Source organism: Lysinibacillus sp. FW301-JW8, from assembly GCF_058788755.1.
This window is the reverse complement of sequence record NZ_JBYTBB010000032.1, coordinates 43,647-56,501: the sequence shown is the minus strand read 5'-3', so window position 1 is coordinate 56,501 and position 12,855 is coordinate 43,647. Positions and strand designations below refer to the sequence as shown.

Below are 12,855 nucleotides of genomic sequence, written 5' to 3'. Positions count from 1 at the left end.
CGAACACGGAAGTTAAGCTCTTTAGCGCCGATGGTAGTTGGGGGCTTCCCCCTGTGAGAGTAGGACATTGCTAGGCACACAGCGACCACTGAGAAATCAGTGGTTTTTTTATTTGAATTAAACTTGATATACAAAGAGGGATACACGGTATTATACAGAGATTTTAGCTGGGTGATGAGAACTTGGAGTAATTATCGTGGAAGTAATACTGATTATATGATTTTCACTATTAGATAGAAGAAATAAAAATATACTTAGCCATTTTAAAAGTAACTTTGAATTCATAAGAAATAAATTAATAACTTAGACTTGGGATTTTTAAAGAATTGACTTGCTTTAGCATACTCATAATATTTGAGGTTGAACTAAAGGCATGCTTTACTGTTCAAACATATACCACAAAATGTTAAAATTTAAGTAGCTTTCATTTATAAATAAAGGGGTGCTTAAAATGGCAACTGGGTTATATAGTGAAGAAATACAAATTGAGAAGGAAAAATTACAAGCATTTATTCAAAATAAAGAAGAATGGGCTGAACTTATACCAGGTTACTTACATCACGAGTTTCCAAATGAACAAGATATGATTTGGGTGTTTCAAGGTGATTTTGGCATTATTCAAAAGGCTGTAAAAGTGGAACTTAAATATAAGGAATCTCCTACAAATCAAGTTATGTTTGATTTAATAGGTTTATCAGACCCTATAAATGGTGATGGTTTTTTTGAAATTAAGCAAGGGCATGGCGATACATGTCAGCTTGTTGGGAACTTAACAATGAAAGCTAGTGGCTTTTTAGCTGGAATGATGAATCCGATATTAGAAAAATTTGTTCCACAATTAGTAGAGCAACTAGTACAAAAAATGGCAGTTAAAGCAAGCTTATAAAAGTGAGTAACTATTAGAGCAATTAAGTTTATGCAAAAATGATTATAACTATAAGTTGAAAAGATCGTTGCTCTTAGGAGGTAATGGTCTTTTTATGTTGATTACCAAATGTCAGTCATAACAATAGTGGACTCTTATATGTAAATTTCCGGCGATACCTAAAGAAGCTTGTGTGGTATTAAGCATAAAATGTTTCAGGTATACATTCAAAAATTATGGAACAACTTGACAAATTTTTTCAAAAAATTTATATTTGAGTAAATACTCAAATTCTAAGGAAATAGTGGTGAAAGTATTTGGCAACAAAAAAAGATAAAATTTTAGAGGCAGCATTAGATTTATTTACTAAAAAGGGCTTTAATGCAACGACTACTAAAGAAATAGCATTGACAAGCGGTGTAGCAGAGGGGCTAATCTTTTATTATTTTAAAGATAAAAATGATCTTCTCCATAAACTCATTCGAGAATTTTCATTTATAGGTTCTCTTCAAAAGGAAATAATGGAGATTGCCAAGATGGAACCATATCCCGCTTTACTTCAATTCGGACAATTATATGCTAATTTTTTGTCACAAAATAAAAGTTTTTTAGTTTTTATTTGGTCTCCAGAAATCGTACAAAACTCGGATGTTGGTGATGATATTGTAGATTTTATTTTTATTATGCGTGAACATGCTAGTGTACTTTTATCAAGAGTCGTTCCATGTTCTGTTGAGAAGAGGGCTATTGATATAGCAGCCTCAATGTTCCTTTCGTCAATATTAACGCACTTATTAGTTGAAGAAAGAACAATGGGCGACAGTCTAATAATAAATCAATATATTGAGGAGATAGTTACAGTCATATTAAAAGGCATTCAAAATACATAAAAATTTTTTAGAAAAAATTGAGTAATTACTCAGTATTTTTTGATGAAAGTAGGTATGTCTATGCTTCAGTGGATTGATATTCAGACACTTATTTGGTTATTTCCTATTATGTTTATCCTCCATGATTTTGAAGAAATTATTATGGTTGAAAAGTGGTTAAATAGTAAATCTCCAATTTTGTATGCAAAATTACCAAAAAAAGCTGCTGATAGAGTGATTAAGCAATTTTCTATGTCAACAGCACAGTTTGCGGTAGCTGTAGTGGTCATATTCTTCTTTGTAAGTAGTTCGACTTTTAGTGCCAGTCAATTTGTGAATCAAGGGCAATTAGGGGATATTTATATATTCACTATTGTTACATTAACTTTTTTCCTCCATGCTTTTACCCATCTAGGGCAGTCAATATTTCTTCGTTCTATAACACCTGGTGCAGTCACATCATTAATTATCATTATTCCATATAGCTTAATTCTGTATCACTCACTATTGATGAATAATGTGATAACATGGAACAACATTTTAATTTGCTTACCTTTTTGTCTATTAATAATACCCCTTGCGTTATTTGCCCACTGGGTTGGGAGAAAGATTATATGATAAATAGTTTTTATGTCAATCTGGTGTAAAAGCTATCCTGCTTAGTGGGATAGCTTTTTACTCGTGTTATAATTAAAGAAGAATATAACGGAAATGGGTGTTTTGTTTTGCAAAAGAAAAAGCCGATTGTAGAAGGGTTAGAGCGCTTTCGACAACAACAAAATATTTCCTTTCATGTCCCAGGGCATAAGCACGGAGAGCTATCTCGTCTTCCCCAGGCCTTTAAAGATGTTATGAGGTATGATGTAACGGAGTTATCAGGTCTTGATGACTTACATCATCCTGAGGAAATGATATTAGAAGCAGAAAATTTATTGGCAGATACATATGGGACAATGAAAAGTTTCTTTTTAGTAGGTGGATCTACGGTAGGGAATTTAGCAATGATATATGCTACCTGTAAAAAAGATGATACGATTATTGTTCAACGTAATGCTCATAAGTCTATTTTTCATGCAATTGAGTTGGTTGGGGCAAGACCTGTATTTGTCTCACCTATGTGGGATGATCAAACACTAACGGCAACTCATGTTTCCTATAAAGATTTAAAAGAAGCTGTTGATTATTATCCAGAGGCTCGGGCTGTTGTTTTAACATACCCTACTTACTATGGTATGACGTCTAAAGAAATACAGCAGCAGATTGCCTATTGTCACGAAAAGGGAATACCTGTCTTAGTGGATGAGGCACATGGGGCCCATTTTAGTGCATGTTCCTTATTTCAACCATCAGCATTAACATTTGGCGCAGATATAGTAGTACAGTCTGCACATAAAACTCTGCCTGCAATGACAATGGCATCCTTTATGCATGTTAATTCAGATATAATAAATGTCGATAAAATAAATCATTATCTACGTATGCTACAATCTAGCAGCCCATCCTACCTTTTATTAGCATCTTTAGATGATGCACGCTATTATATACAGACATATATGGAGAGTGATGGTGCATATATAATAGAAAAAAAGGATCAATGGGTGGAAGCATTACGGGCTATCGGTTCTTTAAAAGTTATCGAGGTAGATGATCCTATAAAGTTATTACTTCGTGTAGAGGGCTATAGTGGTTTCCAGCTACAAGAGGCACTGGAGGCAAAACAAGTCTATGTAGAGCTAGCAGATGCAAATCAGGTGTTGCTGGTACTACCTTTATTAAAACAGGGACATAACTATCCCTTTGCAGAAATTCGTGTTCGTATTAAGGATGCGATAACAATATTATTAAATGCACCAAAAACAGATATAATAACGGCTTCGCATACAGCTTATAATTTTGTAGCTATTACCGAACCTGCCTATTCTATTGAGGAAATTGAAATATCGGATAAAGAATGGTTGCCATATATGCGTACAATGGGGCGAATCTCATCAAGCATGGTTATCCCTTACCCTCCAGGCATTCCATTACTTGTTCCAGGAGAAAAAATAACAGTGGCAAAATTGAGTCAGCTTGAGGAATTGCTGGCTACGGGTGCAACATTCCAAGGAAATCACCGTTTAGAAGAAAAAATGATTGAAGTCATGAAATAGTTGGAGGCAATAAACAGGATGAATAGCAATTTATTTATAACATTTGAAGGTCCAGAGGGCGCCGGAAAGACAACAGTCATTCAAAAAATAGCCGAGCGACTAGCTCAGGAGAATATTGATGTATTAGCAACGAGAGAACCTGGTGGTATTGAGATTGCTGAAAAAATTCGGACAATTATTTTAAATCCTGCACATACAGCAATGGATGAGCGTACTGAGGCGTTATTGTACGCAGCTGCCCGAAGTCAGCATTATTTTGAGAAAGTAAGACCTGCATTGGATGCGGGTAAAATGGTTATTTGTGATCGCTTCATTGATTCCTCATTAGCTTATCAGGGATATGCACGTGGTATCGGTGTGGATGAAGTATTATCTATTAATGAGTTTGCAATCGGTAAGAAACTACCTGATATAACAATTTTATTTGATCTTGATCCAGTGATTGGTTTAGCACGTATTCATGCTCATAGTGAACGAGAAGTAAATCGATTAGATGTTGAAAGCTTAGCCTTCCATCAGAAGGTTCGAGAAGGGTATTTACAGCTAGTGGATCGTTATCCAGAGCGTATACAAATAGTTAATGCGGATCAAAATATTGAGCGTGTTGTAGAAGATGTATGGACATTATTATTTGATGCAATGCAGTAAAAGCATGAAGTTGTCTAACACATTGTGATATAATGGTAACATCTATTATTTTATTTAATGAGAAAAAAACGCTCATTAAATTGAATTATTCCTATAGATAATGGTAACAAAAATCAATCTAGGTTAATTTTATAAAAGGGGTGAGTGCGAATGAAGTTAGTCGTAGCTGTAGTGCAGGATCAGGATAGCAGTCGCTTATCAAATGCTTTAACGAAGAATCAGTTTCGCGCAACTAAGTTAGCGAGCACAGGAGGTTTTTTACGTTCTGGAAATACGACGTTTCTTATTGGGACGGAAGACTCTCTCATACCCAAAGTTTTAGATATTATTCGAGATAATTGCCGAGCTCGGGAACAAATGGTGGCACCAGTTTCACCATTGGGCGGTAATGCGGATTCCTATATACCTTATCCTGTAGAGGTTGAAGTAGGAGGAGCGACAGTTTTTGTTTTACCAATTGAGCAGTTTCATCATTTTTAGTTAAGTACGAAATTTAAATTAGCTTTTGTGTATTGATAAAGAAAGCAAGTGGGGGCGAATACAGCTTGAAGATCAATCAAGATATACGTGTCGGGTTAAATACTAATCGCAAAGAGCCACTACAAAATAATAATCAAAATAACCGATTTGGAGATATGGTCGTCAAGCAGGGAACCAAATTGCAGACTGAACAGCTTACACGATTGCTAGGGGATATTTCTACTGCGGGTGACCGAGTTGCAAGATCACGAAATTTACGAGAGCTTGCTCGTTTTAAAATGCTTGTTAAAAAATTTCTACAAGAAACAGTCGAACATGGTATGGAATTAAAGCAATCACATACTTGGAATCGTTTTGGTGAGGGAAGACGTTTGAAAATTATCGAAACGATTGATTCTCGCCTTGTGGAGTTGGCACAAGATATTTTAGATGAAGAGAAAGAAGCAATTGATCTTCTTGATAAAATCGGTGAGATAAAAGGCTTATTAATTAATCTGTATATGTAAAACCCGTGTCTCGTTCTCTTGTAGGCGCGGGCTTTTTTCAAATATATTTTGCTTATTGCTACAAATATAGTGTGACTAACTATCTTTTCTAATTATTACAGGTAATTCTGTATCGAGAAGAGAGCAATCGCAAACTATTTGTAACAGTTAATAGGAAGGAATTTTAAAAAATGGCCAAGAATGTTGAAGAGCTATTTTCACTACAACCTGTCGTAATGAAGCAGCTTCAAACGATTTTTGACAAAAATAGATTAGCACATGCATACATTTTTGATGGCGAAAAAGGGACAGGCAAAGTAGATATTATGCGTTTTTTTGTCAAATTAATGCTATGTGAGCACCCAAATCAAAATGTTCCATGTGAAACATGTCGAAATTGCAAACGTGTTGATTCTGGCAATCATCCTAATATTCATCAAATATATCCAGAGGGGCAGTTTATTAAAATTGATCAAATACGAGATTTAGTTGCTGAAATGAAGATGATGGGTGTTGAAGAAGGGCGAAAGATTTATGTACTTCATCATGCGGATCGATTAAATATTGCATCTGCAAATATGATTCTAAAATTTTTAGAAGAACCTGATGGAGAGGTTACTGCCATTTTGCTAACAGAGCAAATGCAGTCAATATTACCAACGATCCGCTCTAGATGTCAGCATATAAAGTTTCAAAAAATGCCTCGACATGTATTGTTAAAGCATTTGCAAGAAAGTAGTATTTCTTACTCAATGTCTTGTACAGTGAGCATGATGACGAATGAGCTCGAAACAGCTATATTGTTGGCAAATGACGAGCAGTTTGCACTTGCTCGAAAAACAGTGTTAAAATTAGTAGAGACAATTCGCCAAAATGTACATGAAGCAATGCTGGTTGTGCATGAAGAATGGTTGCCACTTTTTAAAGAAAAAAGTGAGATGGAACAAGCATTGGATTTACTACTATTTGCTTACCGTGATATAGTGTCAATAAAAGCTAATCCCGAGGCAGCTTGTACTTATCCAGACATGTTACAGACTTTTAAAGAAGCTGCGTTACATTCGACTTATGAATGCCTATCTAGTCAAATGGAGTTTATTTTACAGGCGCGCGCATCTTTACAGCGTAACATGAATAGGACGTTATTGATGGAGCAGCTAATGCTAAATCTGCAGGAGGGATACACATTTGTATAATGTAGTGGGAATCCGCTTTAAAAAAGCGGGTAAAATATATTATTTTGATCCAGCATCATATCTACTAGAAGACAGTCAATATGTCATTGTAGAGACAGCTCGTGGTGTAGAATATGGTAAAGTAGTTGTCCCACAAAAGGTTGTTGGGGATAATGATGTTGTATTACCGCTTAAACAAGTACTACGACCAGCGGATGAACGTGATCGTATTCAGGTAGAGGAAAATGCTGCTGAGTCAAAGCGGGCATTTGAACTGGCAAGTACAAAAATTATAGAGCATAATCTAGAAATGAAGCTAGTAGATGTTGAATATACATTTGATCGTAATAAAATTATTTTTTATTTTACAGCAGAGGGACGTGTCGACTTTAGGGATCTAGTAAAGGATTTAGCCTCAGTATTTAGAACACGTATCGAACTTCGCCAAATTGGTGTACGTGATGAGGCTAAGTTGTTGGGAGGCATAGGTCCATGTGGACGAATGCTTTGTTGCTCAACTTTTTTAGGTGATTTTGATCCAGTTTCTATTAAGATGGCAAAAGATCAAAACCTTTCTTTAAATCCTTCAAAAATTTCAGGTCTATGTGGTCGTTTAATGTGCTGTTTAAAGTATGAAAATGATGAATATGAGGAAGCAAAAGAGGGCATGCCTGACATTGGTGAAATGACGATGACACCAGACGGACGAGGTAGAGTTGTAAGTTTAAATGTGCTAGAAAGACTCATTCAAGTATATTTACAAGAGCAGGAACGCACAGTTGAGTATACACTAGAAGAACTGCTGGCATGCGAAAAAAATCTTATATAAGATAGAGAATTTAACGAGGTGGCTTGGGTGAAGGACCGTAATTTCTTAGATACTGTTATGGAGTTCGAACAACAGCTCGAAGCAATGCAGGAGCAATTTGGTGCATTGAAGCAATTTGTAGCGTTAATGATGGAAGAGCATAAGGCACTTGAAACAGAAAATCATCACCTTCGTACACGTCTAGAAGAACTACTTGCTAAAGATAACTCCGTACAGGCTGCTGATGTGAAGAAAGAGACTTCACTAGATATTGGAGAGGGCTATGATAACCTGGCACGTTTGTACCAAGAAGGCTTCCATGTATGTCATGTTCATTTTGGAAGTTCACGTAAAGGTGAAGACTGTCTATTTTGTCTATCATTTTTAAATAAACAAAATGTGTAATAGAAGGCTGATTGCCACTGCGGTGGTATCAGTCTTTTGTTTTGTATAGTAGGAGGAAGAAAAATATGAATGATTGGTTAAAGGATGATGAAAGGCTAGATTATTTGTTGGCAGAGAACTTACGCATTATACAAAGTCCCTCAGTCTTTTCATTTTCTTTGGATGCAGTGCTACTTTCGAAATTTGTCAATGTTCCTTACTATAAAGGGAACATTGTTGATTTATGCTCAGGTAATGGTGTCATTCCTCTCTTTTTAAGTGCACGGACTAAGGGACAAATAACAGGGGTAGAGATTCAGCCCCGTTTATTTGATATGGCAGAGAGAAGCATCCAGTACAATCAGTTAGAAAATCAAATTCAAATGATACTTGGAGATGTGAAAGAAATACCAAAACAATTGGGTGTTGAAAAATATGATGTTGTTACCTGCAATCCACCATACTTTTTAGCACATGAGGCAAGTGATAAAAATCTTAGTGAGCATCATGCCATTGCACGACATGAACTATATTTAACATTAGAAGAAGCAATTCAATCAGCAAGTAAATTATTAAAACAGGGTGGAAAGGCCGCATTTGTACATCGTCCAGGGAGATTATTAGACATTGTTACGGCTATGCGTGAAAATCGTTTAGAGCCCAAACGAATGCAATTTATTTATCCGAAAGAAGGAAAAGAGGCCAATACATTATTAATAGAAGGAATAAAAGATGGAAAGCCGGATTTAAAAATATTACCACCTCTGTATGTCTATAATGCAAATAATGAATATACACCTGAAGTGAGAGAAATTCTTTATGGAACAGAACAATAGTCACTACTTTTACGTGCTAGAATGCGCTGATCAATCACTTTATGCAGGTTATACAAATAATATAGAAAAGCGTGTAGCTGTACATAACGCTGGTAAAGGGGCAAAATATACAAGAGCTAGAGGACCAGTGAAATGTATTTATATGGAAGAATTTAAAACAAAGCCAGAGGCAATGCGTGCAGAATATGCTTTTAAGCAACTAACAAGAACACAAAAAATTAATTATATAAGGAGGGGTGAATCGTGAAATCACAAAAAAGTACAATACACGATCAGACAGGCTGTTTATATCTTGTAGGAACACCTATTGGAAATCTAGAGGATATGAGCGTGAGAGCACTACGTATTTTAAAAGAGGCAGATATTATAGCAGCAGAAGATACTAGAAATACAAAAAAGTTGTGTAACTACTTTGATATTGAAACACCTTTAATAAGTTATCATGAACATAATTTAGCGGTGGGTGGAGAAAAATTATTAACTTTGCTACAGGAAGGTAAAACAATAGCATTAGTAAGCGATGCAGGTTTACCTTGTATTTCTGATCCAGGTGCAGATATTGTTGAAAAAGCAATTGTTCAAAACTTTCCGGTTGTGCCGGTACCAGGTCCGAATGCCGCAATATCCGCTTTAATTGCATCTGGATTAACACCTCAGCCGTTTTTCTTCTATGGATTTTTAAATCGCGGAAAAAAGGAACGTCGACAGCAATTAGAGCAGCTAAAAAAACGTCAGGAAACAATGCTATTCTATGAGGCACCTCATCGCTTAAAGGAAACCTTAAAAGATATGGAACTTATTCTTGGAAATCGTCGAATTGTATTGGCGCGTGAGTTGACAAAGAAATTCGAGGAGTTTTTAAGAGGAACTCTCAATGAGGCGGTAGAATGGTCTCAAAATGAGGAAATACGAGGAGAATTTTGTATTGTCCTTGAAGGAAATAGCAATATTGAGGAAGAGGATAGTGAAGAAGCGTATTGGGCAAAGATGTCCTTTGTTGAACATGTCGATTATATTATTGCTCAGGATGGTGTTACATCAAAAGAAGCCATAAAAGAAGTAGCGAAACTAAGGCAAGTATCTAAACGAGATGTATACAACAAATATCATAGCCAATAAAAAGAAGAGGTTGCCTTTAGAGAGGCGACCTCTTTTATATATTTAACCAAGTTGGGAATTATGTTTTTTTAATAATTATAAATGTTTAAATTGATAATAATTGTAAAAAATAGTACCCTTAAATATGAAAGGTCTGACATGGACATTATAAGGGTCTCCCCAATTGGGTATATTAAAAACTAGAGAAGCAAAACACCTAAATCGCTATTCTCGATTTAGGCGTACATCATATTATTTTTTTAAGTTATTTTGGATTTCTTTCACTAACATTTCTGCGCCTTCTGGACTTAAAATTAATTTGCCTCCAACTAGACGGAAGTTATCATCAGATACTTCGCCAGTAACAGCACATGTCATGTTAGGCATATATTTTTTTAAGATGATTTTGTCATCATCCACATAGATTTCTAAAGCGTCCTTTTCAGCAATACCTAATGTACGACGTAGTTCGATAGGAATTACTACACGACCTAACTCATCGACTTTACGAACAATTCCTGTTGATTTCATAATTATTTTTCCTCCTAATGTTAAAAGTTATATTGGTATTTCGTCAAATTTCGACATAATTTCTTTGTCTGATAGTTATCATACCAAGTAATGCCATAAACGTCAATTAATTAATGCACTAATATTATTGGTTTCAAAAAAATTTTTGAGGAGAAAACAGATATATCGATTTTTTTAAAAGGTTTTTATTATATATTTTTATTTATAGTAAAAAAGCTTCTTATTTAAGACATTTAATGGATTGAATATATGATTCGACAATTTTCGCGTACGATTCAAACTTTCATTGAAACGAATTTCGTACTTCGTTAGAATAGATAGTATATTGTGAAACAATGGAGGCAGTTCTTGTGAACGAACAAAATAAAACATTCTATATAACAACCCCAATCTATTATCCAAGTGGAAAATTTCATATTGGTACAGCGTATACAACTGTAGCATCAGATACAATTGCACGTTATAAGCGTTTACGTGGTTATGATGTACGTTTTTTAACTGGAATGGATGAGCATGGACAAAAAATTCAAGAGAAAGCAGCTGAAGCGGGCAAGCATCCACAGGAATATGTGAATGAAATTGCAGATGCTGCAAAAAGACTATGGACTTTAATGGATATTTCATATGATGATTTTATTCAAACAACTCAAGATAGACATAAAAAAGCTGTCGAAAAGATTTTCCAAAAGTTTTTAGATAATGGCGATATTTATAAAGGTGAGTATGAGGGATGGTACTGTACCCCTTGTGAATCATTCTTTACTGAAACACAATTAGAGAATGGTAACTGTCCTGACTGTGGTCGCCCAGTGCATAAAGTTAAAGAGGAATCATATTTCTTTAATATGAAGAAATATGCAGACCGTCTATTAGCTTATTATGAAGAGAACTTGGAGTTCATTGAACCTGAATCTCGAAAAAATGAGATGATTAATAACTTTATTAAACCAGGGCTAGAAGATTTATCTGTATCAAGAACATCATTCGACTGGGGAATTAAAGTACCTGGAGATCCTAAACATGTTATTTACGTTTGGGTAGATGCCTTAACAAACTATATCACTGCTTTAGGCTACCTATCAGAAGATGAAACATTATTCAACAAATATTGGCCAGCAGATGTACATGTAGTTGGAAAGGACATTGTTCGTTTCCATACAATATATTGGCCAATCTTCCTAATGGCACTAGATTTACCTCTTCCTAAAAAAGTGTTTGCACATGGCTTTATTATGATGAAGGATGGTAAAATGTCTAAATCAAAGGGCAATGTAATCTATCCAGAAATGTTAATTGACCGTTATGGTCTAGATGCGACACGTTATTTCCTATTACGCGAACTACCATTTGGTTCTGATGGTGTATTTTCGCCAGAATCATTTGTGGAACGAACTAACTTCGATCTTGCGAATGATTTAGGAAATTTATTGAATCGTACAATTTCTATGATTAATAAATATTTTGATGGTATTATTCCTACAGAAAATCTTCTACCAACAGAGTTTGATGCGGCTTTAAAAGAGCAGGCTGAGACGGTACGTATTAAATATGAAGAAAGTATGGAAAAAATGCAATTTAGTGTTGTATTGGCAGACTTATGGACACTTGTTTCACGCACAAACAAGTATATAGATGAAACTCAACCATGGGTTCTAGCGAAAGAGGAAGCAGATAAGCCAAAATTAGGTGCTACTATGCGAAATTTGGCGGAAAGTTTACACCAAATTGCTGTCATGTTACAACCGTTTATGACAACTACACCTAAACGAATAATTGAGCAGTTAGGCTTGGATGACAGATTCTTAGCATGGGATACAATTGAAACATTCGGCAATACTATTCCAGCAAACATTAAAGTGGTAGAAAAAGGTATTCCGATATTCCCTCGCTTAGAGAGTGAAATAGAGATTGCCTATATTCGTGATGAAATGCGTGGTTCAGTGAAAACGCTGCAAGAAGAGGAACCTAAAGATCAATCGAAAACTCCTGAGATTCCAGAAATTCCTGAAATTACAATTGATGATTTCATGAAAATCGATTTGCGTGTAGCAACGGTAACTGCATGTGAGACGGTTCCGAAAGCAGATAAATTATTAAAGCTTCATGTGGATCTTGGATACGAGCAACGACAAGTAGTTTCAGGCATTGCCAAGTTCTATTCTCCAGACGATTTAGTAGGTCAAAAGGTGATAGTAGTCGCTAATTTGAAGCCAGTGAAATTACGGGGTGAATTATCGCAAGGTATGATTTTAGCTGGTGAAAAAGATGGAATTTTAAAGTTAGCATCGGTTGATCCAAAACTTGAAAACGGAGCAAAGGTAAAGTAAAGAATTTTAGTGGGCCTGCTGAATGATAAAAAGTTCAGCAGGCTTTTAAAATCTTTTAATAATCTTCAGTGAGTATTATTGTAAGATAATTTAATGGAGGAAAATAATGTATTTTTATGAGTAATTAGTATCATTTGAAGTGTTTAGGTTTATGTGTAATGTCACAATACCAAATTGTTTGTAATATATTTGTAATACT

General features: G+C 35.2%; 15 protein-coding genes and 1 rRNA gene. 15 read left to right on the top strand and 1 reads right to left on the bottom strand.

Annotated features, from left to right (window positions below):
* The 14 genes from rrf to rsmI all read left to right on the top strand — a co-directional run.
* Window positions 1–76 (top strand): 5S ribosomal RNA (gene rrf, locus AC3WOM_RS14180); the annotation flags it as partial.
* Window positions 77–451: 375 nt separating this feature from the next.
* Window positions 452–886 (top strand): SRPBCC family protein, encoded by a 435-nt coding sequence (locus AC3WOM_RS14175; protein ID WP_492447316.1) that lies wholly within the window; start codon window positions 452–454, stop codon window positions 884–886.
* Window positions 887–1,182: 296 nt separating this feature from the next.
* Window positions 1,183–1,755 (top strand): TetR/AcrR family transcriptional regulator, encoded by a 573-nt coding sequence (locus tag AC3WOM_RS14170; protein WP_492447315.1) that lies wholly within the window; start codon window positions 1,183–1,185, stop codon window positions 1,753–1,755.
* Window positions 1,756–1,815: 60 nt separating this feature from the next.
* Window positions 1,816–2,352 carry an HXXEE domain-containing protein gene (locus AC3WOM_RS14165; protein ID WP_427545317.1) on the top strand — a complete coding sequence of 179 codons (537 nt, stop codon included), beginning with the start codon at window positions 1,816–1,818 and terminating at the stop codon, window positions 2,350–2,352.
* A gap of 107 nt (window positions 2,353–2,459) precedes the next feature.
* Entirely contained in the window at window positions 2,460–3,884 is a 1,425-nt protein-coding gene (locus AC3WOM_RS14160) for an aminotransferase class I/II-fold pyridoxal phosphate-dependent enzyme (protein WP_492447314.1), read from the top strand.
* Window positions 3,885–3,902: 18 nt separating this feature from the next.
* Window positions 3,903–4,532 carry a dTMP kinase gene (gene tmk / locus AC3WOM_RS14155; protein ID WP_492447313.1) on the top strand — a complete coding sequence of 210 codons (630 nt, stop codon included), beginning with the start codon at window positions 3,903–3,905 and terminating at the stop codon, window positions 4,530–4,532.
* 150 nt (window positions 4,533–4,682) lie between these two features.
* Window positions 4,683–5,012 carry a cyclic di-AMP receptor DarA gene (gene darA / locus AC3WOM_RS14150; protein WP_010857007.1) on the top strand — a complete coding sequence of 110 codons (330 nt, stop codon included), beginning with the start codon at window positions 4,683–4,685 and terminating at the stop codon, window positions 5,010–5,012.
* 65 nt (window positions 5,013–5,077) lie between these two features.
* Window positions 5,078–5,518, top strand: a complete 441-nt coding sequence (locus AC3WOM_RS14145) for a YaaR family protein (RefSeq protein WP_283870247.1) — start codon at window positions 5,078–5,080, stop codon at window positions 5,516–5,518.
* Between the two features lie 170 nt (window positions 5,519–5,688).
* Window positions 5,689–6,693: a DNA polymerase III subunit delta' gene (holB, locus tag AC3WOM_RS14140; protein ID WP_492447312.1), complete on the top strand. Its 1,005-nt coding sequence runs from the start codon at window positions 5,689–5,691 to the stop codon at window positions 6,691–6,693.
* Complete coding sequence (locus tag AC3WOM_RS14135; RefSeq protein ID WP_427545309.1) at window positions 6,686–7,501, top strand: PSP1 domain-containing protein; 816 nt, start codon at window positions 6,686–6,688, stop codon at window positions 7,499–7,501. Before holB ends, AC3WOM_RS14135 begins: the two co-directional genes overlap by 8 nt.
* Before the next feature lie 27 nt (window positions 7,502–7,528).
* On the top strand, window positions 7,529–7,885 hold the full coding sequence (yabA, locus tag AC3WOM_RS14130; RefSeq protein ID WP_427545307.1) for a DNA replication initiation control protein YabA: 357 nt from the start codon (window positions 7,529–7,531) through the stop codon (window positions 7,883–7,885).
* A 65-nt stretch (window positions 7,886–7,950) separates the two neighbouring features.
* Window positions 7,951–8,700 (top strand): tRNA1(Val) (adenine(37)-N6)-methyltransferase, encoded by a 750-nt coding sequence (locus AC3WOM_RS14125; RefSeq protein ID WP_492447311.1) that lies wholly within the window; start codon window positions 7,951–7,953, stop codon window positions 8,698–8,700.
* Window positions 8,684–8,947: a GIY-YIG nuclease family protein gene (locus AC3WOM_RS14120; RefSeq protein WP_427545303.1), complete on the top strand. Its 264-nt coding sequence runs from the start codon at window positions 8,684–8,686 to the stop codon at window positions 8,945–8,947. The genes AC3WOM_RS14125 and AC3WOM_RS14120 overlap by 17 nt, the downstream gene beginning before the upstream one ends.
* Entirely contained in the window at window positions 8,944–9,819 is an 876-nt protein-coding gene (rsmI, locus tag AC3WOM_RS14115) for a 16S rRNA (cytidine(1402)-2'-O)-methyltransferase (RefSeq protein WP_492447310.1), read from the top strand. The genes AC3WOM_RS14120 and rsmI overlap by 4 nt, the downstream gene beginning before the upstream one ends.
* A 231-nt stretch (window positions 9,820–10,050) precedes the next feature.
* Here the strand turns inward: rsmI and abrB are convergent, their stop codons facing one another.
* The gene (abrB, locus tag AC3WOM_RS14110; protein WP_427545299.1) at window positions 10,051–10,329 is read right to left on the bottom strand and encodes a transition state genes transcriptional regulator AbrB; all 279 of its coding nucleotides are present in this window, start codon (window positions 10,327–10,329) and stop codon (window positions 10,051–10,053) included.
* A gap of 335 nt (window positions 10,330–10,664) precedes the next feature.
* Here abrB and metG point away from each other — a divergent pair, with 335 nt between their 5' ends.
* Window positions 10,665–12,656: a methionine--tRNA ligase gene (gene metG, locus AC3WOM_RS14105; protein WP_492447309.1), complete on the top strand. Its 1,992-nt coding sequence runs from the start codon at window positions 10,665–10,667 to the stop codon at window positions 12,654–12,656.
* Window positions 12,657–12,855: the final 199 nt, after the last annotated feature.

Excerpts from the sequence above, each read along its gene's own strand:
- AC3WOM_RS14175 (WP_492447316.1), top strand. The coding sequence starts at position 452 with ATGGCAACTGGGTTATATAGTGAAGAAATACAAATTGAGAAGGAAAAA.
- AC3WOM_RS14165 (WP_427545317.1), top strand. The coding sequence starts at position 1,816 with ATGCTTCAGTGGATTGATATTCAGACACTTATTTGGTTATTTCCTATT.
- tmk (WP_492447313.1), top strand. The coding sequence starts at position 3,903 with ATGAATAGCAATTTATTTATAACATTTGAAGGTCCAGAGGGCGCCGGA.
- darA (WP_010857007.1), top strand. The coding sequence starts at position 4,683 with ATGAAGTTAGTCGTAGCTGTAGTGCAGGATCAGGATAGCAGTCGCTTA.
- holB (WP_492447312.1), top strand. The coding sequence starts at position 5,689 with ATGGCCAAGAATGTTGAAGAGCTATTTTCACTACAACCTGTCGTAATG.
- AC3WOM_RS14125 (WP_492447311.1), top strand. The coding sequence starts at position 7,951 with ATGAATGATTGGTTAAAGGATGATGAAAGGCTAGATTATTTGTTGGCA.
- AC3WOM_RS14120 (WP_427545303.1), top strand. The coding sequence starts at position 8,684 with ATGGAACAGAACAATAGTCACTACTTTTACGTGCTAGAATGCGCTGAT.
- abrB (WP_427545299.1), bottom strand. The coding sequence starts at position 10,329 with ATGAAATCAACAGGAATTGTTCGTAAAGTCGATGAGTTAGGTCGTGTA.
- metG (WP_492447309.1), top strand. The coding sequence starts at position 10,665 with ATGGAGGCAGTTCTTGTGAACGAACAAAATAAAACATTCTATATAACA.